The following is a 25,508-nucleotide window of genomic DNA, read 5'->3' on the forward strand; positions in this document are numbered from 1 at the left end:
CAATATTGCACTATCTATCACGCGATTCAATAGCGCCCTATGAAATAGTCGTAGACTCGTGTCATGGCCCACATCCCCGGTAATCCCCTCCTGCTGGAACGGCAGGTCTGCTTCGCGCTCGCCCTCGCCAACCGATCGGTGCTCCGGGTGTATCGACGGCTGCTGGAACCGCTCGGCCTCACCCACCCCCAGTACCTGGTGATGCTGGCGCTGTGGCAGCACGCACCGCTGCCGGTCAACGAGATCGGCCGGTTACTGCAGCTCGACTCGGCGACTCTGTCCCCGCTGCTCAAGCGCCTCGAAGCCGACGGCGTCATCGAACGACGACGCAGCGACGACGACGAACGCAAGGTGGAGATCCATCTCACCGAGGCCGGTGTGGCACTGCGCGAGCAGGCACTCGACATCCCGCCGCAGGTGGTCGACGCCCTGGGCGGAGACCTGGAACTGCTCGGCGAACTCCACGCCGTTCTGACCAAGGTGAACGCGGCCGCGGTGGCCGCCGAAGCCAGGTGACCGGAGATCACCGACCGCGACCGACGCACTCGTACACCGCCGCCAGATACTCGTTGGGCTTCGCAGCGCCGACGAGTTCCGGCGACATCTTGTTCATCACGTAGGCCACGGCGAGGTCGCGGTCGAGATCGGCGACCACCACCGAACCGCCGAACCCGGTCCACCAGCAGACCCGTCCCTCCGGGACGCCTGGCATCACCGCACCCGGAAGCGCCCAGCCGAGACCGAAACGCACCGGTACACCGAGGACTCTGTCGACGCCGTCCGCCTGGACGTCGAAGATCCGCTCGAGAGTGGTGCGCGACAGCGCCGCTCGCCCGCCGACGGCACCGCCTCCGGAGACGAGCGACGCGAGCCGAGCCACCGACCGGGCGTTCCCCTGGCCGTTCGCCGCTCCGATCTCGGCCGCGAGGAAATCGGGGTCGGTGACGATCGACGGCGCGAACGCCGGGTTCAGGAGCGTTCGGCGGATCAGGCTGTCGGGCGGAATCGACGAGTAGTCCGCCGCCGCGGATGACGGAGCGACCATCGAGGCGAACCGCTCCGGCGCCTCGTCCGTCACTCCGATGCGGTAGTCGGCGCCGAGCGGACCGGCGAGTTCCTCGGCGAAGAACCGTCCGAGGCTCGAGCCGGTGACACGCCGGACCACCTCCCCGAGCAGGGTCCCGAAGGTGAGCACGTGGTAGCCCGAACCCGCGCCGGGCGTCCACCAGGGCTCCTGCGCGGCCAGCAGCGCCGCCGCCTCCTCGTGCGAGTAGATGTCGCTCAGGCTGATGTTCGCATCCCAGCCTGCGACGCCGCTCGTATGTCCCAGCACCTGCCGGACCAGGACGTTCTGCTTGCCCGCCGCCCCGAACTCCGGCCAGTAGCGGGCGACCGGCGCATCGAGATCCACCTCCCCGCGATCGGCGAGCAGCAGGACCGCGAGCGCCGTCATCGTCTTGGTCAGCGAATACGTGTTCGCGAGGGTGTCGCGTTCCCACACACGTCCCGAGGGCACGTCGGCCGTGCCGCCCCAGAGATCCACGACCATGTCGTCACCGGAGACCACAGCGAGGCAGGCACCCACCTCTTCGCCCGACTCGAGCTTGGCGGCGAACAGATCCCGCACCGGCTCGAACGCGGACACGCACGTTCCCGAGACCGTCATCGTGCGGCCACCGGGCGCTTGGCGCGTTCTCGCCCGGCCGCGAGTTCGGCCAGCAGATCCACTTTGTACCGCGCGAAATCGACCTGAATCGTGTGGCGCGGCGCGTTGTAGTACTGCCCCAGGTGACGACGCTCGTCTTCGACGATCGCCTTCCGCATCTCGGCGCGGGACGGCAGCACGTACCGGCCCAGAAGATGATCGGCGATCAGTTTGCTCTGCTGCTCGGCCAGATTGACGATCGTGGGAGACGACTGCGCCAGGCCGGCGTAGTACAGATCGTCGACGTCCGGATGAACGATCCGCTTGAACAACGGGAAACGATGCTGCGCATCGGGCATCAGCGCGGGATCGTCGAAGAACGGGAACGCCATGCGATAGCCGGTCGCCATCACGATCACGTCGACCGTCACCCGGCGGCCGTCGGTCAGGATCACGGCGTCACCGTCGAGACGCTCGATCGCAGGTACGCAGGTCAGGTCACCGGAACCGGACTTGGCCAGGAAGTCGATGCTCACCGAGGGGTGCGCCGACAGCGGTTCGTGATCGGGCTCGGGCAGACCGTAGTCCTGCATCCTGCCGATCGACTTCTTGATCGACCGTCGCGCGATCGCCAGACCCAGCTTCTTCGGCATCCACGGCGGCATCATCATCTTGTCGGCGGGCTTGCCGCCGCGGTACTTCGACAGCACCCATACGCCACGCCGCGCCGAGACCCAGACGTGTTCGGCGACGGAGCGGTTGGAGAGTTCGGAGGCGATGTCGAGCGCCGAGTTGCCCATCCCGACCACCATCACGCGCTGACCGTGCATGTCGATCGGAGCGAACGGGCTGCGGTAGTCGTGGCTGTGGATGATCTGCCCGTCGAAGCTGCCGGGGTACTCCGGGACGAACGGATTCCAGTGGTGACCGTTGGCGACCACCAGGGCACCGTACTCGCGGCGCTCCCCGGTGCTCAGGGTCAGCGTCCAGCCGCCTCCCGGTTCACGGTCGGCCTTCTCCACCGCCGTGTTGAACGTGATGGTCTCGCGCAGCCCGAAGTGGTCGACGTAGTCGCGGAAGTACCGGTGCATCAGCGTGTGGTGCGGAAAATGCGGCCAGTCGCGCGGCGCCGGGTAGTCGTCGAACTTCAGCCGGCTGGTGGACGTGTCGATGTGGAGCGACTGGTAGCAGGCCGACATTCCGTTCGGGTTGTCGTAGTACCAGTTGCCTCCGACGTCGTCCGACATCTCGAAACAGTCGTACTCGATGCCTTCGTCCTTGAGTCGCTTGGCCGTGGTGAAGCCGGAGCAGCCGGCACCGATGATGGCGACGCGATCGCGTGTCATGCTCTGTCCTCTCGTCAGCGGCCGTACGTGTCGACCGTCACAGACCCACCGTAGGGATCTCACTGACACGTGTCTAGTCAGTGGTCACATTGTCAATCGAGATGAGCGGCGAGCATCATGGTCTTCATGCGGGAGGACACGGTCGGGGCGCAGCGGCCCAATCTGCGGGACGAACAGAAACGCCGAACCCGGCTGGCCCTGCTCGAGGCCGCGCGCGGTCTGTTCACCGAGAACGGCTACGCCGACGTGACCGTCGACGACATCACCCGAGCGGTCGGATGCAGTCGTGCCACGTTCTACCTGCACTTCACCAACAAGACTGACATCCTGGCGAGGATCAGCGCCGAGACCATGCAGCAGCGCGCAGCGTCGGTGTACGGCGACCTGGACGCCGTCCTCCGCGACGGTTCACGAGCGGCGTTCACCGCGTGGATCGAACGGGCCCTCGAGTGGTTCGACGCCAATCGCGACATCCTCCCGGCCTGGGACGAGGCCCTCTCCGCCGATCCCGAGTTCCGGAGCGTGGGCCGCGCGTCGATCACCGCGTTGACCGATGCGATGCCCGACTACCTGTCGCGGTGGCCGGACGACCGCCGGGAAGAGGCCCGCTTCCGCATCGAACTGCTCGTGACCCAACTGGAGCGGTACTTCACACGCTCCACCGTCCAGCGAACCATAGAGTTCGCGCCGGACCGAGCCGCCGACGTCCTCACCGACATCTGGTACCCGGCGCTCCAGCCTCCCGGCACCCGCTGAATCTCGGATGCGCCGAGCACCCGACACGAGTAGCCTCACCGTCGTGGATTGCGAGATCGAGGTCGACAGGGCCTGAAGCCGGTTCTCCGGCACCAGTGTGTCCTCATCCGCCTCGCCGGCGCATCACCTCGCGCGGCGACTCTCGTGAATCGAGCTCCACCATGCCTCACACATCCACCACGCCTGAATCGTCCGTCACGATCGTCTCGCTCTCGTTCTCCTGGCCCGACGGCAGCGTCGCGCTGTCGGGCGTCGACGGCTCGTTCGGCGCCGGCCGGACCGGTCTCGTCGGCCGCAACGGCTCCGGCAAATCCACCCTGCTCCGGCTCATCGCCGGGAGGCTCACGCCGTCGTCCGGCCGGATCGAGACCGCCGGCGACGTCGGCTATCTGCCGCAGACCGTCACGCTGACCGGCGACTCCACCGTCGCCGAACTCCTCGGCATCGCCGACGTACTCGAAGCGCTGCGAGCGATCGAGTCCGGCGACGCGGATGCGCGCCACTTCGAGACGATCGGTGATGACTGGGACGTCGAAGCGCGCGCGGCCGAATCGCTCGATCGTCTCGGATTCTCCGCCGCCGACGTCGACCGTTCGGTCGCGGAACTGTCCGGCGGGGAGGCGATGCTGATAGCGGTGGCCGGTCTGCGGATGCACCGCACGGCCATCACTCTGCTCGATGAGCCCACGAACAACCTCGACCGCCCGACGCGCGCTCGCCTCGCTGAGATGATCGACGACTGGCCGGGTGCACTGATCGTGGTGAGCCATGACCTCGAACTCCTCGAACACATGGATGCGACCGCCGAACTGCACGATGGCGCGCTGGAGACCTTCGGCGGTCCCTACAGTGCGTGGAAGGCTCACGCGGACCAGGAGCAGGCTGCCGCCGTACAGGCCGCGCGAGCGGCGCAACAGGTGTTGAAGACGGAGAAGCGGCAGCGGGCGGAGGCTGAGACCAAGCTGGCCAGGCGTGAGCGGACGGCGAAGAAGGCCCAGCGCGACGGCGGCGTCCCGAGGATCGTCGCGGGCATGCTCGCCGACAGCGCGCAGGGATCGGCCGGTGCCATGCGCTCGGTACTCGATCAGAAGGTCCGGGTCGCGCAGGCCGCACTCGACGCGGCCGACGCCCGGGTCCGCGACGACGACCGCATCAGTCTCGACCTTCCCGACCCGGCGGTCCCGCGAAGCAGGCGCATCGCCGAACTCACCGCCGGCGAGCGGTCGGTGTTCGTCCAGGGACCCGAACGCCTGGCCATCGTCGGACCGAACGGGTCGGGCAAGTCGACGCTGCTCGGGCACATGATCAGCGGCGCCGAACCCACTGCCGGCCGCCCCGGCGGACGCCTGTTCACCGACCGTGTCGGCGTCCTCCCCCAGCGGCTCGACGGTCTCGACGAGAGTGCCGGCGCACTCGCGAACCTCCAAGCCGCCGCACCCGGCACCGCCACCGGCCAGATCCGGAATCACCTGGCGCGGCTCCTCCTGCGTGGCGACACCGTCGACCGGCCGGTGTCGACGCTCTCGGGCGGCGAACGGTTCCGCGTCTGCTTGGCGAAGCTGCTCTTCGCCGATCCTCCGCACCAGGTGCTCGTTCTCGACGAGCCGACCAACAATCTGGACACGACGAGCGTCGACCAGCTCGCCGACGCTCTCAATGCTTACCGCGGTGCCCTGATCGTCGCCAGCCACGACTACCCGTTCCTGAACAGGCTCGGCCTCGACACCGTCGTGGAACTGCCCGGGGACGGGACCCTGAGGCAGCGGGACGATCTGCCGGAGTGAGACTCGATCCTCAATGAGACACGACCACCTGATACCCGGCGAGGCACGCGACAACGAGAAGGACTGGGAGGAAGTAGAGCATGAATGAAGCAATGAGAATGCTGGACCCGATGACGAGGCAGGCGATGACGGAGAACGCGGGCGTTCGGATCCCCAGCGCCAACACGCATGCCAATGGCGGCACAGAGGCCCTGACAAGGAAGTAGCCGCCGTAGAAATCGAGAACGCTTCCCTTGCAATCGGGATCGCTCGCGTTCCATACCTCACAGTCGGTGACTTGCATCAGGGGCTCTGCTGCCGCGAATACAGCGGTAAGAGTAGCCAGCAAGAGTGCAAACAGCCATGCCCAAGCGATCCCGGGACCTCGGGTACGAGCGAACCAGGTATGCCGCGGGTAATCAGCCCGTCGTTGGTGCATTCAGTTGAACCGATCGCCGTCTATCGTGATTCGATGGCTTCGCAGGGTGGGCCAGGACTCAAGAGAACGGCTGAGAACAATCTCCTCAGCACGAGCCGAATCTGCGCCGATATACGTCGAGTCCAGCTCGACGTTCGAGCATACGAACCAACTTTGGTCGACGGCCCACCACATGTTCGGACGGATCCCTTCAAGTACCTCTGACGCACGGCCCACATCCCCCATGGTGAGGTAGTAGTTGAATGCACCGATCCGGACGGTCGGACACATCGACGAAATCTCTTGAAACGCCGTATTTCCTTCCCAGAAGGCAAATACACAACGGGTGTTCAGTCCGCGCCCCAGATGATGTGCGATCTCGTCGGTCACCATCGGCCGAAGAGAGTTAATTCGATGAGGGCCTTCATTCCACCATCCCCCGCGGGGTTCGAATTCACCCTGCGAGATCTTTGACCATTGCATCTCGGCATGAGCTACCTTGCCATTGACTCGCGCAACGTCGGACCATCGATAGTTCCCGATCAGAGCACCGTTGACGACCCTTTCCGCTGGGTGCAACACACGAAGATACCTCTCGTATCCGCCGGGGACAAGTGATCCGACAGTGCCCGAGTATGGCTGAAAGAGCAGCGAATCAACCCATTCAGCCACTTCGGTATCGTGAATCACTTCATCTCGAGCCCACTCAGAAGCCATTGGCTACTCCCCTCGGCAACTGTCTACTTGGAGCGTAGTCCGATTCGAGTACGGACTTGTCCGCTTGGGAGCGAAAACTCGGCTACTGGCTGTGGCCTTGCCCTCTTGAGTGGAGCCGGTGAACGAGACGTTATCGACGCCGGAGAAACCGCGCCGACGTCGAGCGTGCTGCGCAGAGGTTCTCGACGCGGCGTGCAATAATCTGGCCGGCAGATCGCGCGTGGATCCTCACGAAAACGTTGACTACGACTTCATTTCCAAGTGATCGATGGAGACGATGCGGTCACCGAGATGGCTCGTGGCCCGCGTAAACGCGCCCTGTCGACATATGGCTGGTCGAAGGCGTGGACGATTCGCAGTTGCTCACATCGACGCAAGGCTACCAATTCTACCCAGGCGTAATTCCTCCTGGGCGACTACTCCTGGTCAAGACGGACATATCAGAAGATCGTAGGGATGCGGCGCTTCCCTACGAAGGGAACGATGACCTGTGAGTCGTAGATGTGGGCGACATGAAAGACAGTTCGCCGTCCGATCGCCGATCCGTCTACCCAGAACCGCCCCCCGGTTTCACTGACCGTCAGCGACATCCCCGGCGGGCGGGACGTCCGAGGCCAGCCTCGATCGGATCACGCCGCCCTTGATCGCATCGATGTCGACGATCACCTGACCGCCGTACGGTTTGGTGGGAAGCTGATCCATCCGCAGTCCGTCGAGCCCGATCGCGCCGGCCGTCCCCTCCTCCAGAACGGCCGGCGCACGGCGACGCCGAGTCTCCACCCGAGCCACCTGCACCAACACGACGCTGTCGCCGATCACCAGCGAGGCCGCCGCACCGGTCACCACCGTCCCGGACTCCACGGTCCCGGTGAACAGCCGTCCCTTGCCCGTGACGGTGAACATGTCCTCGATCCGGAACTGGAACGGTCCGACCACGTCCGCTTGGGCTGCCGCAGACTCCGACTGCCGGTTGAAGAATCGCATCCTCCGACCCTAACGATCCGAGACGCCGCGAGGAACTAGCTGCTGGGTCGCAGCTGACTCGGCAGAATCTTGTCCTTCTGATCCGGGCAGAACGCGGGAATGGCTGCGCCGACCACCGCGGCGGCCTGCCCCTTGCCTCCCGCCTCGGTGTTCATCGAATCGATAACCTCCATCATCGACTTGCCCGACGCCAGTTCCGAACACGCCTTCTTGCCTGCCGCGACGGCCGCGTCGTCGTCCTTGTACGACGACCCCGACGATTTCACCACCTGGAGATAGACGCTGGTCCGCGCCTCCGACGTCGACTCGTTGGAACTGCTGTTGCTGCTGTCATCGCCGCTGCACGCGGAGAGGAAGGCCGCGCCCGCGACCAGCGGGGCGATGACGAGGTATCGAAGTCGCATGAACAGTCCGTTCGGTCGTGGGTGGGTGCATCGAGCGGTCGTCTTGAACAGTATCGCCCGACAGGCCTCACGTCAGCGGACCCTCACACCGCATCGAGGACGAGGCATGAGGGTCCGCTGACCGACGAAAAGAGCTAGACGGCCGCGCCTTCTTCAGCGGCGGTGGCCTTGGCCCACTTGTAGTCGGCCTTGCCGGCCGGCGTCCGCTTCACCTCGTCGACGAAGACCACCGTGCGCGGAACCTTGTAGCCGGCCAGCGTCTGGCGGCAGTGCTCCTGGATCTCCTCGAGAGACGGCTCGTCGAAGCCCTCGTTCAGCGACACGACTGCGGCGACGCGCTGGCCGTACTTGGGATCCGGTGCAGGCACCACGAGGGCGTCGGCCACGGCCGGATGCGCGTGCAGAGCGCCTTCGACCTCTTCGGCGTAAACCTTCTCACCGCCGGTGTTGATGCACTGGCTGCCACGGCCGAGGAAGACGATGCTGCCGTCCTCGCGCAGGTATCCCATGTCGCCGAGCACCGAGATGCGTGTGCCGTCGGCCAGCGTCGGGAAGGTCCGCGCGGTCTTCTCCGGATCCTTGTAGTACCCCATCGGGATGTTGCCGATGCGGGCGATGTGGCCGACCTCGTTGGGAGTCGTGATCTTGTTGAACTTCTCGTCGACCACCATCATCCGGTCGGTCGGCGGCACCATGAGGTTGCCGTTCTCGTCCATCTTGATCTCGCCGTCGTTGCCCGACTCCGAGGCGCCGAAATTGTCACGCAGCATCAGATCCGGCTTCACCGCGAGCATCCGTTCCCGGACGCTCTGACTCCACAGCGCGCCGCCCGAGGTGATCGAGAACAGGGTCGAGAAGTCGGCGGTGTCCTTCTGCTTCTCCATCTCGTCGGCCAAGGGCATGCCCATCGCATCGCCGACGATCAGAATCATCTGCGTCTTGTCCCTGCCGATGTTGCGAACGATCTTGGCGGCGTCGAAGTCGCGCTCCAGGATCAGACGCCCGCCCAGCGAAATGAACGTGAACAGCGAGTACGAGGCGGCTCCGTGCATGAGCGGCGCGGCGATCAGGAACGACAGCGACGGGAAGTTCTGGACCTCCTTGGCCAGCTCCGCGAGATCCGCGCGCGGCGGTCCGTAGGGGTTGCCGCCGGAGATCGGCTTGCGGAAGAAGTCGTCATGCTGCCACATGACGCCCTTCGGATAACCCGTGGTGCCGCCCGTGTAGATCAGGTACAGCTCCTCACCGGTCCGCTTCTCGAAGTCGCGCTCGGTGGACCGGGCGATGTAGCCGTTGAAATCGACGATCTCGACGGTGCGGCCGTCGAGGGCGGCCGCCGCGGCGGTCAGCTCGTCCACCGCCTCGCCGATCACGAAGACGGTACGCAGTTCGGGCAGCGAAGCCATCAGGTTCGCGACGCTGCGCTGATGTTCGGGAAGCTCCACGACGATGGCGGCCGAGTCGGAGTTGTCGAAGATGTACTCCAGCTCGGAGTCGGTGTAGCGGTAGTTCACGTTCACCGGCACCGCACGGACTTTGATGAGGCCGATCAGCGAGGTGACGTGCTCGACGCTGTTCTTCAGGAACAGCGCGACGTTGTCGTCCTTGCCGACCCCGTGCGCCGCGAAGTGATGCGCCACCTGATTGGCGAGCCTGTCGAGCTCGGCGTACGTGTAGTCGTGGCCCTCCCAGGTGAGGACCACGCGCTCGGGAACAGCGTCGACGACGGTCTCGAAGACGTCTGCGAGGTTGAACTTCATCTTTGTTGATCTCCTTGGGAGGGAACCGACGGGGTCGGGGTCAGGCGGACAGGATCAGGCCCGAGGTGGGCACGCCGGTGCCCGCGGTGACGAGGACGTGCTCGGCGCCGTCGACCTGGTTGACGGAGGTACCGCGCAGCTGACGGACCCCTTCGGCGATGCCGTTCATACCGTGGATGTACGCCTCGCCCAGCTGGCCGCCGTGTGTGTTGAGCGGCAGCACACCGCCCACTTCGAGTGCACCGGGCTGTGAGACGAAGTCCTTCGCCTCTCCGCGTCCGCAGAAACCCAGTTCCTCGAGTTGAATGAGCGTGTAGGGCGTGAAGTGGTCGTACAGCACCGCCATGTCGATGTCGGACGGCGTGAGTCCGGACTGCGCGAACAATTGCCGCCCGACCAGTCCCATCTCCGCCAGCTCGGGCAGCGCGTCCCGGTAGTAGCTGGTCATGATGAACTGGTCGGTACCGCTGCCCGATGCGGCACCGGCGATCGTCACCGGCTTCTGCTTGAGGTCCTTCGCTCGCTCGGGCGACACGACGACGATGGCGACACCGCCGTCGGACTCCTGGCAGCAGTCGAGCAGATGCAGCGGCTCGGCGATGTAGCGCGAGGCCTGATGGTCTTCGAGGGTGATCGGCTTGCCGTAGAAGAAGGCGTTCGGATTGGTCGCCGCGTGCTTGCGGTCCACCACCGCGATGCGCCCGAAGTCCTCGCTCGTGGCCCCGTACTCGTACATGTACCGCTGCGCGACCATCGCGACGAACGCCGCGGGCGTCGAGAGTCCGTGCGGGTACGAGAAGGCGTTGTCGGTGCCCGACGAATTCTCCTGGTTGGCGACAGCCGCGTTGACCTGGCCGAATCGGTTGCCCGACCGCTCGTTGAAGGCGCGATAGGCGACCACCACGTCGCATACGCCGGTGGCGACCGCCATCGCCGCCTGCTGCACCGTCGACGCCGCGGCGCCGCCGCCGTAGTGGATGCGGGAGAAGTACTTGAGTTCGGGGATGCCCGTCGCCCGCGCCACCGCGATCTCCATATTGGTGTCCATCGTGAAGGTCACCAGGCCGTCGACGTCGGTGGCGCACAGGCCGGCGTCGGCCAGGGCCGCGTTCACGCACTCCGCGGCCAGCCGGAGTTCGCTGCGGCCCGAGTTCTTCGAGAAGTCGGTGGCGCCGATCCCGGCGATCGCGGCCTTGCCGGAGAGCGTCCGGTCCGTCATCACGCCTCCTCGCGGGTGAAGGTGACCTTGGAGATCACGTGCTTGCCAAGAGAATTGGTGCCGGTCACCGCGACAGTGACGGCGACGTCGTCCACCTGCGTCACCTCACCGGTGAAGGTGAGCGTGTCGTAGGCGTACCAGGGCACCCCGAGCTTGAGTTCGATGGCGCCGATCCGCGCCCGCGGACCCGCCCAGTCGGTCACGAAGCGCTCCACCAGACCGGTGTCGGTCAGGATGTTCACGAAGATGTCCTTCGAGCCCTTCTGCTGGGCCAGGTCTCGATCGTGATGGACGTCCTGATAGTCGCGGGTGGCGATCGCCGATGCCACGACGAAGGTCGGCGACGCGTCGATCACCAGCGGGGGCAGCGTCTGGCCCACCTGGATGGTCTGCACGGTCACTTCGCCGTCTCCTTCGCTCGCCATGCATAGAGCGACCACGGCTCGCCGCCGGAGTCGTCGTCTCCCGGGAAATCGAGGAACTCCACCTCGACGGGCATTCCGATCCGCACCGCGTCCGGATCGACGCCGCGCAGCTGTCCCAGCATGCGGACGCCCTCGTCGAGCTCCACGAGCGCCACCACGAAAGGCAGTTCCCGTCCCGGGACCCGCGGCGCGTGGTGGACGACGTAGCTGTACACGGTGCCGGTCCCGGCCGCGACCACGTAGTCGGTGTCGGGGTACTCGCCGTCGGCGCCGCGTTCGGTCCAGACCGCGGGAATCGGCGGATGCCGAAGCGAGCCGTCCTGCACCTTCTGAATGCGCAGTTCGTGGGCGGCCACGCCGTCCCAGAAGAAACGGGTGTCGCGCGAGGCCGACGGTCGAATGAGCTTGGTGGGATCGAGACCGGCGAAGTCGGCGGTCTGTTCCCGCGGTGTCTCCGACACCGGTGCGGCGGGACGGAACTTGAGGATCCGGAAGTCCATCTCGGCGACGGTCTCCTCGCCCACACGCCAGGTGTTGCGCGTGGTGAAGAACCAGCCCTCCCCGAGCGCGGTCTGCTTCGGCCCCACCACCTCGGTCAGTTCCGAGGTGATCGTCACCTCCTCACCCGGACGGGTGTACCGGTGGTACACCGTGTCGCAGTTGGTGGCGACCACCGAGGTGTAGCCGGCCGCGTCGAAGAGTTCAGTCGCCAGACCCAGCGGATCGTCGTCGGTACGGACACCGTGCAGCCCGCGCATCGTCCACACCTGCGCCATCGCCGGGGGCGCCACCACGCCGGGATGACCGGCGGCGCGCGCTGCGGTGTCGTCGACGTAGATGGGGTTCTCGTCGCCCATCGCCTCCAGCCAGTTGTTCACCATCGGCTGGTTGATCGGGTCCCGGCCGGTCCGGGGAGCGCTGGCGCCCCGGGCGGCGATCTCAGCCGCCGCGGCACGGATCTGCTCAGGCGTCGACTGCCCGGTGATCGACTCTCGGGTGATCGTCATCCCGCCCCCTATCGCTTCGTCCGCGGCAGGCCGAGGCCGGCCGTGCCGATCATGTCGCGCATCACCTCGTTGACACCGCCGCCGAAGGTGATGACGACGTTGCGCTTCGCCTGCATGTCGAGCCATTCGGCGAACTCCGACGTGACCGGTTCGGTGAAGTCGCCGAAGCGTCCGACGACGTCGTCGATCAGCCGGTAGATCGTCTGAAGCCGCTCGGTGGAGAAGACCTTCGTCGCCGCGGCGTCCGCCATGGAGATCTCTCCGTTCGACGCGACCTGCCAGTTCAGCAGCTCGTTGAGCCGCTCGTATGCGCCGATCTGCGCGAGGAGCCGTCGCACCTGTTCCTGCTCGATCACCGGGGCGCCCTCGTACTGGGCGGACCGGGCCCACGCGCGCAGTCGGTCCTCCAGCCCGCCGATGCGCCCCGACGGCCCGAGCATGACGCGCTCATGATTGAGCTGGGTGGTGATCAGCTTCCAGCCATCGCCCTCCTCTCCGACGCGCATGCTCGCGGGCACGCGGACGTCGTTGTAGTAGGTGGCGTTGACATGGTGCGCACCGTCGGCGGTGATGATCGGCGTCCAGGTGAAGCCGGGATCCTTCGTGTCGACGATGAGGATCGAGATGCCCTTGTGCTTCGGCACCTCGGCATCGGTGCGGCAGGCGAGCCAGATGTAATCGGCGTCGTGGCCGCCGGTGGTGAAGATCTTCTGACCGTTCACGATGTAGTCGCCGGTGGCCGGATCGACGACGGCCCGCGTGGTCAGCGAGGCGAGGTCGGTACCGGCGTCGGGTTCGGTGTAGCCGATCGCGAAGTGCACCTCGCCGGCGAGGATCTTCGGCAGGAAGAAGTCCTTCTGCTCCTGAGTCCCGTAGCGCTGCAGGGTGGGGCCGACGGTCTGCAGAGTCACCGACGGCAGCGGAACGTCGGCCCGCACCGCCTCATTGGTGAAGATCTGCTGTTCGATCTCGCCGAAGCCCTTGCCGCCGAACTCCTTCGGCCAGCCGACACCGAGCCAGCCGTCGGCGCCCATGCGGGAAATGACGTTGCGGTAGCTCGGACCGTGCCGCTCGGTGCGCATCGTGCGCTCCTCGTCCGGGCTGATGAGGCCGGCGAAGTAGGCGCGCAATTCGTCGCGCAGGGCGATCTGCTCGTCGGTGAACGCTACGAACATGCGAGCGCCTCCTGTCCGGCGGGAACGGTCTCGTCGGCCAGCTTGTCGAGCGTGGCGTGTGCGCCGCCCGCCAGACGAGCGGCGTCCTTGACCAGTGAGAAGTAGCGGTGCAGCGGGTAGGTCACGTCCACGCCGACGCCGCCGTGCAGGTGCGTCATGGTGCGCAGAGTGGCCGGCAGTTCGGCGGCGATCCAATACATCGCCGTGGCGAGATCCTGCTCGGGATCGACTCCGTTCGCGATGTCCCACGCCGCCGCCGTGGCGACCAGATTCATGGTCCGGGAGATCACATAGACGTCCGCCAACTGCTGGCCGACGGCCTGGAATCCGGCGATCGGCTTGCCGAACTGGTGGCGGGTCGAGACGTGCTCGGCGGTCCGCTTGACCGCGCCGGCCACCAGTCCGTCGACGTACGCGGCGAACAGCGCCCGGTACGCGTCGACGGCCGGGCGGGGATCGTCGGCGACGACGTGCGAGTGCGGCACGGCGACACCGTCGAACACGACCGTGTACTCGCCCCAGCCCGACGACGCGGTGGTTCGGCTGATCTCGACGCCGGCGGCGTCGGGCGTCACCACGGCGACGCCTCTGTCGGCCACCACCAGCAGCGCCGATGCGCCTTCGGCCGCGAGCACGCCGGTCTTGACGCCGTCGAGCCGGGCCCCGTCGACGGTGTCGGTGAGCGTGACCGTCGGGGCCTCACCCAGTGCGCGACCCCGTTCGCCGATCGCGACGGCGTGCCAGCCGCCCTCGGCGATGGCGCGAGCGTGCTCGGCCGCCGAGGACGACCGAGCCAGCACCAGTCCGGAGACCAGGGTCCCGATCAGCGGAGCCACGACGGCGTCGTGACCCGCGCGGGTCAGCAGCGGCACCAGCGAATCGATCGCCAGCCCGTCGCCTCCGAGCGACTCGGGCAGCGGAAGCACGGTGACTCCGGCTCCGGTGAGCGCCTCCCATGCGGCGGCGTCGAAGCCGCCGGCTCCTTCGGTGAACTTGCTCTCCCAGTCCGGCTGCAGTCGGCGCATCACCTCGTCGGCGACGTCGCGGACCGCAGCAGCGGTGGGCTCCAGGGTGAAATCCACCCGGCTCCTCCTCCAGCAGTATTAGAACTTGTTCTATTTTATCAGAGACCCAGAGACCGGTGTCACATCTTGCCGATGCCCTGCGATTTTCATGCCGTTGTCGACGCGTTTCCCGCTCAGCCGCGGGGTAGACCTAGAATCCGTTCAGCCGCTGCGTTCTTCAGGATCTGGGTGGTTCCACCGGCGATCGAGAGGCAGCGATTCAGCAGCAGCAGGTCGGTGGCGGCGGTGGCGCCCAGCCCCTCGCACCCCAGCAGATCGGTGGCGAACTCGGGCACCGACTGCCGGTGCACCACACCGATCAGTTTCCGGACACTCGACGTGGCGCCCGGGTCGGTGCCACTGAGCCGCTGAGCCACCGACCGCGCGTCGAGCACCCGTCCGATGTGGGCGTCGGCGATGATCCGGCCCAGTTCGAGCGTCTGGGCCCCGGTCAGTTCGGCGCCGCTGCTGTCGAGTTGCCGGAGCAGCGCATCCACCTCCTTGCCCAGCCCGGACCCGCCCATGGCGACACGCTCGTTGGCGAGGGTGGTGCGCGCCAGGCGCCAGCCGTTTCCGACGTCGCCGACCACCATGGAATCGGGCACGAAAACGTTGTCGAGGAAGACCTCGTTGAACATCGCCCGGCCGGTCAGCTCCCGCAGCGGACGGATGTCGATGCCCGGTGCCGACATGTCGACCAGGAAATACGTGATGCCCTTGTGCTTGGCCACGTCCGGATCGGTCCGCGCCAGGCACACCGCCCACTGCGACATGTGCGCCTCCGACGTCCAGATCTTCTGTCCGGTCAGCAGCCAGCCGCCGTCGGTGCGGACCGCGCGCGTGCGCAGTGATGCGAGATCGCTGCCCGCCTCGGGTTCGCTGAACAGCTGGCACCAGCGGATCTCGCCCGCGAGGGTGGGCGAGACGAACTTCTCGCGCTGCTCGTCGGTGCCGTGCTCCAGGATGGTCGGCAGCGCCCATCCGGCGATCACCAGGTCGGGGCGGACCACGCCGACCCGGTCGAGCTCCGCGTCGATGAGCAGCTGCAACGCCGGATCGGCCGACAATCCGTAGGGCTCCGGCCAGTGCGGGGCGAGGAATCCGGTGCGAGCGAGCTCGGCGCGTCGCTCCGACTCCGGTACCGCCGCGATCGCCTCGGCGGTGGCCGCGATCGCGGGCCTGCGGGCCTCGGCGTCGGCGAGGTCGAGCGAGAACTCTCGGCGGCCGCCGGCACGGCCGAGCTCGGCCAACGCCGCGCGCTGGGGCTCCCCGGCGGCGAGCTGCATGCGCGCGGCGAGCGCGGAACGCAGATACAGGTGCGCGTCGTGCTCGAAGGTGAAGCCGATGCCGCCGAGGACCTGAATGGCGTCCTTCGCGTTGGCGGGCGAGAGATCCGCGGTCAGCACCGCGGCCGCCAGCCTGCTCAGTTCCACCTGGTCACGACCCTGATCACCGGTACCGGTCCGCGCGTCGTCGAGCGCGCGAGCGAGGTCCCATGCGGCGGCGGCGAGCTGCTCGCTCCGGCAGAGCATGTCCGCGCAGATCTGCTTGATCGCCTGAAACGACCCGATCACCGCACCGAATTGGGTGCGGACCTTCGCATAGTCGACCGCCAGGTCCAGGACGTGCGCGGCGACCCCGGCCTGATAGGCGATCACGCCGACGTGCAGGAGGGCCACGAACAGCTCACCGTCGTCCAGCGCGAGCGTCTCCTCCTCCGAGAGCTCCGACACCCGCACCCGCACCGGGACCGCCGTGCCGTCCAGGGGCCCGGCGACCGCGTCGGTCTCCATGCGGCACGATGCCGGATCGATGAGGCGCCACCGCACGGTGCCGCCGTCGAATGTCAGCGGTGCGGCGACGAGTGCGTCGGACACGTACGCGGGGATCAGACCGAGGTCCACTGAGCCGTCGACCACGCCGAAGCCCGCGGACTCGGCGACCGCGGTGGCGGGCACCACCACCGGGCGCTGTCCGGCCATCACCTCGTCGGCGAGTTCCGCACCCTGCGTGGCCAGCACGTATCCGGCGGCCATCGTCGGCGCAAGCGGACCGGGAACCAGCTCCGAACCGCAGGCGGAGAACATCACGGCGACGTCCTCGACGCTGCCGCCTGCACCTCCCGCACTCTCCGGAACACCGGCGGCGAACAGCCCGAGGTCCGCGATCTGCGTCCACAGCGGACGCCAGGAGTCCGCCGAGTGGTCGAGATCGCCCCGCACCGCGGAGCGAACATCGCGCGCCTGAGCCCAAGCAGCGATACTGTCACTTACAACCCTTTGGTCCGCTGACGTGGCGATTGTCACCGAGACCTCCTCCGAGATTCTGTTGGTAACGTCAATTAGAACCTGTTCTAATATCCATTGGGTGTACACCATCGGAGGGCGGCTGCCAACTGGCGGCCGATGGACGTGACGTAACGGAGGAGACGGAAACCTATGGCTGGCGCGGGAACGACGAAGACCGAGACCGATATGCCGGCGCCGCCTCCAGCCCCCGCTCAACTGTCCGGTGCCGAGGTCGGATCCGCCGCACAGCGTGAACGACGCAGGCGCATCCTCGACGCCACCCTGGCGCTCGCATCGAAGGGTGGATACGACGCCGTCCAGATGCGAGCCGTCGCCGACAAGGCCGACGTGGCCGTCGGCACGCTGTACCGCTATTTCCCGTCCAAGGTGCACCTGCTGGTGACCGCACTCGCCCGCGAACTCGAGAAGGTGGAGTCGCGCGCCGACCGCAGCGTCCTGCAGGGTGACACCGCCGTGGAGCGACTGCGCTTCGTCCTCGACATGATCACGTTCGCGATGCAGAAGGATCCGCTGCTCACCGAAGCGATGACGCGGGCCTTCATGTTCGCCGACGCCTCGGCCACCAGCGAGGTCAACCGAGTCGCCACCATCATCGACCGACTGCTCGCAGGCGCGATGATCGACGACGCGGACCCGGCTGCCGAGCCGACCGCCCAGGATCTCGCGATCGCCCGCGTCATCTCGGACGTGTGGATGTCGAATCTGGTGCAGTGGCTGACCCGGCGCGCATCGGCCACCGACGTCACCAACCGGATGGAACTGACCGTCCGATTGCTACTCGACCGCGACTGACACCGCGTCACACACTCGTGCCGATCAGGCCGTTCCCAGATCCTTGGCGATCATCGGCCACGTGGTGTGCAGATCCTGCTGCCAGTACTCCCAGGAGTGGGTGCCCAGCGGCCGCGAGATCACCTCGGTGTCGACGCCGGCCGTCTTGAGCGCCTGCTCCATCTGCACGGTGCAGCTGCGGACCGCGGCCTCGATGACGCCGCCCATCACCACTTGATCCACCAGAACCGCCGGGTCCCCCTTGATCAGTCTCGCATCCAGGGTGTCGTACCGGCCCGGCAGTCCGCTGCCGGAGGTCATGTAAACCTTCACACCGCGCAGTGCCGCCGCGTGCAGGTAGGGGTCGTTGGCCCGCCATCCCGGCCCGTCGAGCGGTCCCCACATGTTGGTGATGTCACCGCGGCCGCGGTCGCCGATGACGGTGCGGATGTACGCCTGGCCCAGCGGATCGCTGGTCCGTGCGCATCCGCTGTACGCAGCCACCGACCGGTACAGCTTGGGCGCCGCGATCGCGAGGTTGAACACCGAGGTCCCCGACATGGAGATGCCCGCGATCGCGTTCGCACCGCTGGTGTTCAAGGCCTTGTCGACCAGCGGCGGCAGTTCCTCCGTGAGGAAGGTCTGCCACTTGTTCCGGCCCAGCACGGGATCGTCGCGCTGCCAGTCCGTGTAGTACGAGAAGGCCCCGCCCACCGGCGTCACGACATTGACCCGCTTATCGGCGAAGAACTTCTTGTAGTCGGTCTTGGCGCGCCAGGTGGCGCTGTCCTCGCCGCCTCCCGCACCGTTGAGCAGATACAGGACCGGCGCCGGGGCATCGTCCTCGGGCCGGAGCACGTTGAGCGAGATAGTCCGCCCCATCGCGGCGGAGTACACCTCCAGGAGTGACTCCTGGGGTGCCACGTTCGTCAGCGACACGACACGCGCGGGAAGCTGAGCCGTGGCGGGTTCCTTCGGTGCGGACGTCGCCGGATCGGCCGAGGCCACCCCGGCGCCCGTCAAGAAGAGAGCGCAGACTCCCGCGACCACCGCGGCTCGTGAACTGAATCGTCGCACTGCAAACCCCTTTTGCCCCACCAATCACTTCTGTCACAGAGTATCCCGTCATGGCCGACATACCGAAACCCTGGGCGGACGTTTCGGAATCAGAACGTTGCAAATCCCCAGGGACGGGCCCGGCGAACGTGACCGAACGGACATCGACGCCGTTGCTGATGTGTGTTTACCCAGCCTGGGCTAGTACCCTCGCCACAGCAGCAGCACCAGAGCCAGGTGAATGAACGACAAGACAGGGTAGCCAGGTGGTAAACGCCCAACCGAAGATCGACGACGCGCCCGAGCGTCGGCCCGACGCAATCGAGGAGCCTTCGGCGCCGACGGACACGCAGACACCGCAGCCCGCGGACACCGCTGAGGTGCCGGCCCCCGTCAAGAAGAAGAAAGACGGGCATCTCTACCAGATCGACTTCGTCCGTCTCTTCACCTTCGGCGGCGTCATCCTCGACCACGTCATCCTGGGGCTCGCCCCCGCGACGGCGATGGCGGCCCAGGGTCTGGGTCTGCTCCTGCGGTACACGCGCTACTGCTTCTTCGCGCTCACCGGCTTCGTCCTCACCTACCAGTACCGCAACCGCGAACTGCACGCACCGACCTTCTGGCGCAGACGCTACAAGCTGATCGGCCTGCCCTTCGTGGTGTGGTCGCTGTTCTACTGGACCAATCGCCACTACCAGCAGGGCGGCTGGGACGCGATCCGCGGCATCTTCACCGACGGCGCCTCCGAGCGCCTCGCACTCAAGAGTCTCGCGTACGACCTGATCACCGGCAACGCCGCCTACCACCTGTACTTCCTGTCCGTGAGCATGCAGATCTATCTGGTGTTCCCGGCGGTCCTGTGGGTTCTGAAGCGGACCTGGGGATACCACCGGTACCTGCTCGCGGCCAGCCTGACGTTCCACATCTGGCTGCTGTTCCACATGGTGCGTCCGCCGCTCTCCTTCTTCGAGAGCGGTGTGCCCGGCCTGATCTGGCGCTACCTCGGCGTCACGCTGTTCCCGTATCAGTTCTTCATCCTCGCGGGCTGCCTGGCCGCGTATCACTACGAGGCCTTCAGCGGCTTCATGAGGCGCTTCCGCCGGCCGTTGGTGCTCGTCGCCCTCGTGACGATCATCGTGACCCTGGTGTACTTCGTCTACAACGTCGACCAGGGCGAAGAGATGTTCCGTGCCACCAACGTCTTCATGGTGCACAACGCGTTCGCCTTCGTCGCGATCATCGTGATCCTGTACGTCTGCGGAACCATCTGGCAGGACAGGCGGAGCTCGGGCTCGATCGCCGACAGGTTCATGCGAACCGCCGCGGACCGGTCGTTCGGCATCTATCTGGCGCACGTCATCGTGCTCTCGACCGTCCTGGTCAGCTCACGCGAGCACCTCGACGCCCCGCTGTGGATCAATCTCCTGCTGACCTACCTCGTCACCGTTCTCGGCACCGTCTACCTCGTCGAGGTACTCCGCCGCAGTCCGATCAGCCTCATCACCACCGGACGCGAACGGATCGACTGGCGCATCCAGCGCTGGGGCCGGTCGTCGTTCGTCGCAGTGGTGGGCGGAACGATCGGGTTCGGCGTGTACGAGTCGGTGAACACCGAACTCGGCGTCCTGATCACGGCGACCAGCGCGCTGCTGCTGCTCTCCGCGATCGTCGTGGGCGTCAAGCAGAGCAACGCGGCGCACGACGCGAAGCCCGCGCGTCCCTGACGGCCTGATCCACTGCATCGAGAAGGACCCCGGCTCGGCGAGCCGGGGTCCTTCTTCGCTGAACGTTCTTCACTGAACGGGCAGTTCCCGCTTCCCCCGGGCGTTCACGCTGGGTGCGCCCACATCGTGGTCATCACGAGTCAACGCACGGCCGCGGCCACGAGATCGGCGATGCCGGTCTTTCCCGCGGCATTCGGATGAAACACCATCTTGTTGCCGTAGCCGCGGATCCACGGTTCGGCCGCGCAGGCCGAATGCAGGGGCGCGAGCGAGGCGGTCGTGACGTGCTGGGCGCCGGTACGGTCGGCGACCCGCTGATTCACCGCGGACATCTCAGCGGCGATCTGGGCGTCCTGCTCCACCTCCCACGGCAGCAGCGGCAACAGTTGGCAGGGCGGTGCATCGATCGCCACCACCGGCGTGTAGTCGACGAGCACCACGCGAGCCAGCGGAGAGCGCGCCCGCACCGCTTCCACCGCGTTCACCAGCGACTGCTCGAGACGGCCGAAGTCGGCCGGGCCGGGCGGCGGCGGAGGCATCCGTCCCGACCCGCAGTGAGCCAGTCCGAGCGCACGCATGTTATTGCAGGCCTGAGCGATGATGCGGCCGACGAAGTCGATGTCGTTGCCGCCCGTCGTGATGGTGACCAAGCGGGTGTTGTGATCGACGGCCTCCACCTGCGGACGGATCTTGCCGTGCTTACGCACCGGTCCGGTGACCAGTTCCGCCGCGGTGGAACCCGAGCATGTCACGTCGATCAGGCGCATACCGAGCCGTGCGGCCACCTGGTGCGGATAGTTGTCGCCGGTACGGAGGCAACGCCGATCGACCACCGGCCCCTCACCCGGGCCCGCCGCGAAGGAACTGCCCATCGCGACGTAGTTGACCGGCGGCGCGGTACGACCTGCCGTTCCGACCACCGATGCCGAGCTCGGGCCGGCCGCTCCCCGGGAGTTCGACAGGGCGAATCCGACCACCGCGGTCACCACGACCGCGACGACCACAGCGGCGACCGCCGCGGGACGATTGACCGAAGAGCGCATGGAGGAGAGTTTCACATATTCAGCTGTGGAATTCCCTAATCGGATCCGGTTGTCGCCGTTCCGTGTAAGCAATCCCACCCCCGGTTCGTCATCAGACGTCCGGGCTCTACTGCTGCGGCGGAACGCCACCCTGTCCGTGCGGCGGTGTCTGCGGCGGCTGCTGCGGATACGCGCCCGGCTGCGGCGGCTGCACCGGCGGGTACGGGCCGGGCTGCGGCGGCGGGAATCCACCCGGAGCCTGTCCGTAGCCCTGCTGCGGCTGCCCGTAGTGCCCCGGTCCCGGCTGCTGGGGTCCGGGCTGCTGGGGCTGCCCGTACTGGGGCTGCCCATACTGGGGCTGGCCGAAAGACTGTGCCGGACCTGCAGCGCCTGCGGCGGGCTTACCGCCGAACAGGCCCGGACGGATCGTGAGCAGCACCGCAGCGGCCCCCGCCGCCAACGTCACCAACGCGCCCGCGAGCACGAGCCACAACCCGTACGCAGCGCCGAGTTCGGCGCCGGGCGGCATCTCGCTGCTCGTCTTCATCCCGACCGCGCCCGTCGGGTCGGCGACGAACACGATGCCCGCGATCGTGGCCGCGAGACCGCCCACCGCGGCCACCAGCGCGCCGATGCCGGAGTAGCGCCCGATCAGCAGCAGCACCGCGCCCACCGCGACGATGACTCCGAAGACGATCATCCAGATACCCGGTTTCTTCGCCTTCTCATCGGCATCGGAGGAGAACGAGTCCTCTTGCGCCGAGATCTGGTTCTCCATCGCGGCGCGGGCGATGTCGGGCGCTTCGATGACGTACAACGACGCGTCACCGGAGCCCATGCCGGTCACCGTGAAGTCCATTCCCACGGCGATCCTCGCCGTACCGAGGCTCTGCTCGCTCTTAGCGGACCCCGAGACCCACGCCAAGAAGCTGCAGACAATGAGAACGAGAGCCCCGACAGCGGCGACAGCACCCACGATCGTCCGAGTCGACGACGGCGGCGCCGTCGGTGCCAGCAACGCGGCCACCGGTGAGGCGGGTTGTGCGGGCGGCGGCTGCGGAGGTTGGAACGGCTGCTGTCCGAAAGTCATGAGCTCCCCTGATGTCTGCGACTGATGTCGCGGCTTTCGCATCATCGTAAGGCCGCGGACGCAAAAATTTCGGCTCCCGCACCGGTCTGTGAGACCCGTGCGGGAGCCGAAATTCTGTATCAGACGGTTGTCAGCCCGCCTCGCCGTCGGCTGCCTCGGTCAGTTCCGCCGGGGCATCCGGGATCGCCCGCGGGCGGTCGGATCCGGTGAAGGTGAACGTGGCGTCCTCGCCCGTTCCCTCTCCGTCCCAGCCCTCGACGTCGATGACGACGATCTGGCCGGCCTTGATCTCCTCGAAGAGGATCTTCTCCGACAGCTGGTCCTCGATCTCGCGCTGAATGGTGCGGCGCAGCGGCCGCGCACCCAGCACCGGGTCGAATCCGCGCTTGGCCAGGAGGTTCTTGGCCTTCTCCGTCAGCTCCAGATCCATGTCCTTGTTCTTCAACTGCGCCTCCACGCGGCCGATCATCAGGTCGACCATCTTGATGATCTCGTCCTGCGTCAGCTGGTGGAAGACGATGATGTCGTCGATGCGGTTGAGGAACTCAGGCCGGAAGTGCTTCTTGAGCTCGTCGTTGACCTTCTGCTTCATCCGGTCGTAGTTGGAACCGCGGCCGTCGTCCTTGCTGAAGCCCATGCCGACAGCCTTGGAGATATCGGACGTGCCCAGGTTGGACGTGAAGATCAGCACCGTGTTCTTGAAGTCCACGGTCCGGCCCTGACCGTCGGTGAGGCGACCGTCCTCCAGCACCTGCAACAGCGTGTTGTAGATCTCCGGGTGGGCCTTCTCGATCTCGTCGAACAGGACCACCGAGAACGGCTTGCGGCGCACCTTCTCGGTGAGCTGGCCGCCCTCGTCGTAACCGACGTAGCCGGGAGGGGCTCCGAACAGTCGCGACGCGGTGAAGCGGTCGTGGAACTCACCCATGTCGATCTGGATGAGTGCGTCGTCCTCACCGAACAGGAAGTTCGCGAGCGCCTTCGACAGCTCGGTCTTACCGACACCCGACGGTCCGGCGAAGATGAACGAGCCCGACGGACGCTTCGGATCCTTGAGTCCGGCACGAGTACGGCGGATCGCACGCGAGACCGCCGCCACGGCGTCCTCCTGGCCGATGATCCGCTTGTGCAGCTCGTCCTCCATGCGGAGCAGACGAGTGGTCTCCTCCTCGGTGAGCTTGAACACCGGGATACCGGTCCAGTTGCCGAGGACCTCGGCGATCTCCTCGTCGTTGACCTCGGCGACCACGTCGAGGTCGCCCGCCCGCCACTGCTTCTCGCGCTCGGCGCGCTCGGCGACCAGTTGCTTCTCCTTGTCGCGGAGGCTCGCCGCCTTCTCGAAGTCCTGGGCGTCGATCGCCGATTCCTTCTCCTTGCGCGCTTCGGCGATGCGGTCGTCGAACTCGCGCAGGTCCGGCGGAGCGGTCATCCGGCGGATGCGCATCCGCGCGCCGGCCTCGTCGATGAGGTCGATGGCCTTGTCCGGCAGGAAGCGGTCGTTGATGTACCGATCGGCGAGGGTGGCCGCAGCCGCGAGGGCACCGTCGGTGATCGACACCTTGTGGTGCTGCTCGTAGCGGTCGCGCAGACCCTTGAGGATCTCGATGGTGTGCTCCACCGACGGCTCGCCGACCTGCACCGGCTGGAAGCGGCGCTCGAGCGCGGCGTCCTTCTCGATGTACTTGCGGTACTCGTCCAGAGTGGTGGCACCGATGGTCTGCAGTTCGCCGCGCGCCAGCTTCGGCTTCAGGATGCTGGCGGCGTCGATCGCGCCCTCGGCTGCGCCCGCGCCGACGAGCTGATGCAACTCGTCGATGAACAGGATGATGTCGCCGCGGGTGTTGATCTCCTTCAGCACCTTCTTCAAGCGCTCCTCGAAATCGCCGCGGTAGCGGCTGCCCGCGACCAGCGACCCGAGGTCGAGCGTGTAGAGCTGCTTGTCCTTGAGCGTCTCCGGGACGTTGCCGTTGACGATCGCCTGCGCCAGCCCCTCGACCACGGCGGTCTTGCCGACGCCGGGCTCACCGATGAGCACCGGGTTGTTCTTGGTGCGGCGCGAGAGGACCTGCATGACCCGCTCGATCTCCTTCTCACGGCCGATCACCGGATCGAGCTTGCCCTCGCTCGCGGCGGTCGTGAGATTGCGGCCGAACTGATCGAGGACCAGCGAGGTCGACGGTGTGCCCGACTCCGACGACCGCGCGCCGGTACCCGCCTCGGCCGGCTCCTTGCCCTGGTAGCCCGAGAGGAGCTGGATCACCTGCTGGCGGACCTTGTTCAGGTCGGCGCCCAGTTTCACCAGCACCTGCGCGGCGACGCCTTCGCCCTCGCGGATGAGACCCAGCAGGATGTGCTCGGTGCCGATGTAGTTGTGACCGAGCTGCAAGGCCTCGCGCAGACTCAGCTCCAGCACCTTCTTGGCGCGCGGAGTGAACGGGATGTGACCCGACGGCGCCTGCTGGCCCTGGCCGATGATCTCCTCGACCTGGCTGCGAACCGCCTCCAACGAGATGCCGAGCGACTCGAGCGCCTTCGCCGCGACGCCTTCACCCTCGTGGATGAGTCCCAGGAGGATGTGCTCGGTACCGATGTAGTTGTGGTTGAGCATCCGCGCTTCTTCCTGCGCCAGGACGACAACCCGGCGTGCGCGGTCGGTGAACCGTTCGAACATTGTTCTCCCTCTATTGCTTGCGCCCCGGCCGCTGTCACGAAAGTGTGACGTACTCCGGCGACCAGCCCTGCCTCCACTGTAGTGGTCCCGGGAGGCGACGAGGCAGTTACATCTGTCCTCAGTCCTCGGCTGTGTACTGCGACGGGGTTCTGTGGTTGACAACGCAACGCTCAAGGGGGATG

Annotated in this window: 22 protein-coding genes; 5 read left to right on the forward strand and 17 right to left on the reverse strand. The window is 66.7% G+C overall.

Annotated features, from left to right (window positions below; genetic code table 11):
* Positions 1–63: 63 nt before the first annotated feature.
* Complete coding sequence (locus GSI01S_RS14175; protein ID WP_006897279.1) at positions 64–516, forward strand: MarR family winged helix-turn-helix transcriptional regulator; 453 nt, start codon at positions 64–66, stop codon at positions 514–516.
* A 7-nt stretch (positions 517–523) separates the two neighbouring features.
* Here GSI01S_RS14175 and GSI01S_RS14180 read toward each other — a convergent pair whose 3' ends face one another.
* On the reverse strand, positions 524–1,666 hold the full coding sequence (locus tag GSI01S_RS14180) for a serine hydrolase domain-containing protein (RefSeq protein WP_006897280.1): 1,143 nt from the start codon (positions 1,664–1,666) through the stop codon (positions 524–526).
* Entirely contained in the window at positions 1,663–2,991 is a 1,329-nt protein-coding gene (locus tag GSI01S_RS14185) for a flavin-containing monooxygenase (protein WP_006897281.1), read from the reverse strand. The genes GSI01S_RS14180 and GSI01S_RS14185 overlap by 4 nt, the downstream gene beginning before the upstream one ends.
* 117 nt (positions 2,992–3,108) lie before the next feature.
* Between GSI01S_RS14185 and GSI01S_RS14190 the strand changes: the two genes are divergently transcribed.
* Both GSI01S_RS14190 and GSI01S_RS14195 read left to right on the forward strand, forming a co-directional pair.
* On the forward strand, positions 3,109–3,747 hold the full coding sequence (locus tag GSI01S_RS14190; protein WP_006897282.1) for a TetR/AcrR family transcriptional regulator: 639 nt from the start codon (positions 3,109–3,111) through the stop codon (positions 3,745–3,747).
* A gap of 161 nt (positions 3,748–3,908) precedes the next feature.
* Entirely contained in the window at positions 3,909–5,531 is a 1,623-nt protein-coding gene (locus tag GSI01S_RS14195) for an ABC-F family ATP-binding cassette domain-containing protein (RefSeq protein WP_006897283.1), read from the forward strand.
* A gap of 10 nt (positions 5,532–5,541) precedes the next feature.
* Here the strand turns inward: GSI01S_RS14195 and GSI01S_RS14200 are convergent, their stop codons facing one another.
* From GSI01S_RS14200 to GSI01S_RS14250, 11 genes are all read right to left on the reverse strand, one after another.
* Entirely contained in the window at positions 5,542–5,814 is a 273-nt protein-coding gene (locus GSI01S_RS14200) for a hypothetical protein (RefSeq protein WP_006897284.1), read from the reverse strand.
* A gap of 135 nt (positions 5,815–5,949) precedes the next feature.
* The gene (locus tag GSI01S_RS14205; protein ID WP_006897285.1) at positions 5,950–6,645 is read right to left on the reverse strand and encodes a hypothetical protein; all 696 of its coding nucleotides are present in this window, start codon (positions 6,643–6,645) and stop codon (positions 5,950–5,952) included.
* 570 nt (positions 6,646–7,215) lie between these two features.
* Positions 7,216–7,629 carry a hypothetical protein gene (locus tag GSI01S_RS14210; RefSeq protein WP_006897286.1) on the reverse strand — a complete coding sequence of 138 codons (414 nt, stop codon included), beginning with the start codon at positions 7,627–7,629 and terminating at the stop codon, positions 7,216–7,218.
* A 35-nt stretch (positions 7,630–7,664) separates the two neighbouring features.
* Positions 7,665–8,033, reverse strand: coding sequence for a DUF732 domain-containing protein (locus GSI01S_RS14215; protein ID WP_006897287.1), 369 nt, complete (start codon positions 8,031–8,033; stop codon positions 7,665–7,667).
* A gap of 134 nt (positions 8,034–8,167) precedes the next feature.
* Positions 8,168–9,793, reverse strand: a complete 1,626-nt coding sequence (locus GSI01S_RS14220; protein WP_006897288.1) for an AMP-binding protein — start codon at positions 9,791–9,793, stop codon at positions 8,168–8,170.
* Positions 9,794–9,833: 40 nt separating this feature from the next.
* Positions 9,834–11,012, reverse strand: coding sequence for a lipid-transfer protein (locus tag GSI01S_RS14225; RefSeq protein WP_006897289.1), 1,179 nt, complete (start codon positions 11,010–11,012; stop codon positions 9,834–9,836).
* A complete protein-coding gene (locus GSI01S_RS14230) occupies positions 11,012–11,413 on the reverse strand; it encodes a hotdog family protein (protein ID WP_006897290.1) in 402 nt (133 codons plus the stop codon). The genes GSI01S_RS14225 and GSI01S_RS14230 overlap by 1 nt, the downstream gene beginning before the upstream one ends.
* Positions 11,410–12,444: a bifunctional MaoC family dehydratase N-terminal/OB-fold nucleic acid binding domain-containing protein gene (locus GSI01S_RS14235; protein ID WP_006897291.1), complete on the reverse strand. Its 1,035-nt coding sequence runs from the start codon at positions 12,442–12,444 to the stop codon at positions 11,410–11,412. The genes GSI01S_RS14230 and GSI01S_RS14235 overlap by 4 nt, the downstream gene beginning before the upstream one ends.
* A gap of 8 nt (positions 12,445–12,452) precedes the next feature.
* Positions 12,453–13,619: an acyl-CoA dehydrogenase family protein gene (locus GSI01S_RS14240; protein ID WP_006897292.1), complete on the reverse strand. Its 1,167-nt coding sequence runs from the start codon at positions 13,617–13,619 to the stop codon at positions 12,453–12,455.
* On the reverse strand, positions 13,610–14,701 hold the full coding sequence (locus GSI01S_RS14245) for an acyl-CoA dehydrogenase family protein (protein ID WP_006897293.1): 1,092 nt from the start codon (positions 14,699–14,701) through the stop codon (positions 13,610–13,612). The genes GSI01S_RS14240 and GSI01S_RS14245 overlap by 10 nt, the downstream gene beginning before the upstream one ends.
* A 116-nt stretch (positions 14,702–14,817) precedes the next feature.
* A complete protein-coding gene (locus GSI01S_RS14250; RefSeq protein ID WP_006897294.1) occupies positions 14,818–16,989 on the reverse strand; it encodes an acyl-CoA dehydrogenase family protein in 2,172 nt (723 codons plus the stop codon).
* A 168-nt stretch (positions 16,990–17,157) separates the two neighbouring features.
* Between GSI01S_RS14250 and kstR the strand changes: the two genes are divergently transcribed.
* Positions 17,158–17,784, forward strand: a complete 627-nt coding sequence (gene kstR, locus GSI01S_RS14255; protein WP_085950754.1) for a cholesterol catabolism transcriptional regulator KstR — start codon at positions 17,158–17,160, stop codon at positions 17,782–17,784.
* A 24-nt stretch (positions 17,785–17,808) separates the two neighbouring features.
* On the opposite strand, the gene GSI01S_RS14260 is transcribed toward kstR, so the two are convergent.
* Positions 17,809–18,840 carry an alpha/beta hydrolase gene (locus tag GSI01S_RS14260; protein ID WP_411815636.1) on the reverse strand — a complete coding sequence of 344 codons (1,032 nt, stop codon included), beginning with the start codon at positions 18,838–18,840 and terminating at the stop codon, positions 17,809–17,811.
* A gap of 245 nt (positions 18,841–19,085) precedes the next feature.
* Here GSI01S_RS14260 and GSI01S_RS14265 point away from each other — a divergent pair, with 245 nt between their 5' ends.
* Complete coding sequence (locus tag GSI01S_RS14265; RefSeq protein ID WP_006897297.1) at positions 19,086–20,543, forward strand: acyltransferase; 1,458 nt, start codon at positions 19,086–19,088, stop codon at positions 20,541–20,543.
* 140 nt (positions 20,544–20,683) lie between these two features.
* On the opposite strand, the gene GSI01S_RS14270 is transcribed toward GSI01S_RS14265, so the two are convergent.
* The 3 genes from GSI01S_RS14270 to GSI01S_RS14280 all read right to left on the reverse strand — a co-directional run bounded on the left by GSI01S_RS14270 (position 20,684) and on the right by GSI01S_RS14280 (position 25,326).
* Positions 20,684–21,586 carry an SGNH/GDSL hydrolase family protein gene (locus GSI01S_RS14270; RefSeq protein WP_006897298.1) on the reverse strand — a complete coding sequence of 301 codons (903 nt, stop codon included), beginning with the start codon at positions 21,584–21,586 and terminating at the stop codon, positions 20,684–20,686.
* A 106-nt stretch (positions 21,587–21,692) separates the two neighbouring features.
* Positions 21,693–22,655 (reverse strand): hypothetical protein, encoded by a 963-nt coding sequence (locus tag GSI01S_RS14275; RefSeq protein ID WP_081598126.1) that lies wholly within the window; start codon positions 22,653–22,655, stop codon positions 21,693–21,695.
* A 130-nt stretch (positions 22,656–22,785) separates the two neighbouring features.
* Positions 22,786–25,326, reverse strand: a complete 2,541-nt coding sequence (locus tag GSI01S_RS14280) for an ATP-dependent Clp protease ATP-binding subunit (RefSeq protein WP_006897300.1) — start codon at positions 25,324–25,326, stop codon at positions 22,786–22,788.
* Positions 25,327–25,508 lie beyond the last annotated feature (182 nt).

This window comes from Gordonia sihwensis NBRC 108236 (assembly GCF_000333035.1).
Taxonomy (GTDB): domain Bacteria; phylum Actinomycetota; class Actinomycetes; order Mycobacteriales; family Mycobacteriaceae; genus Gordonia; species Gordonia sihwensis.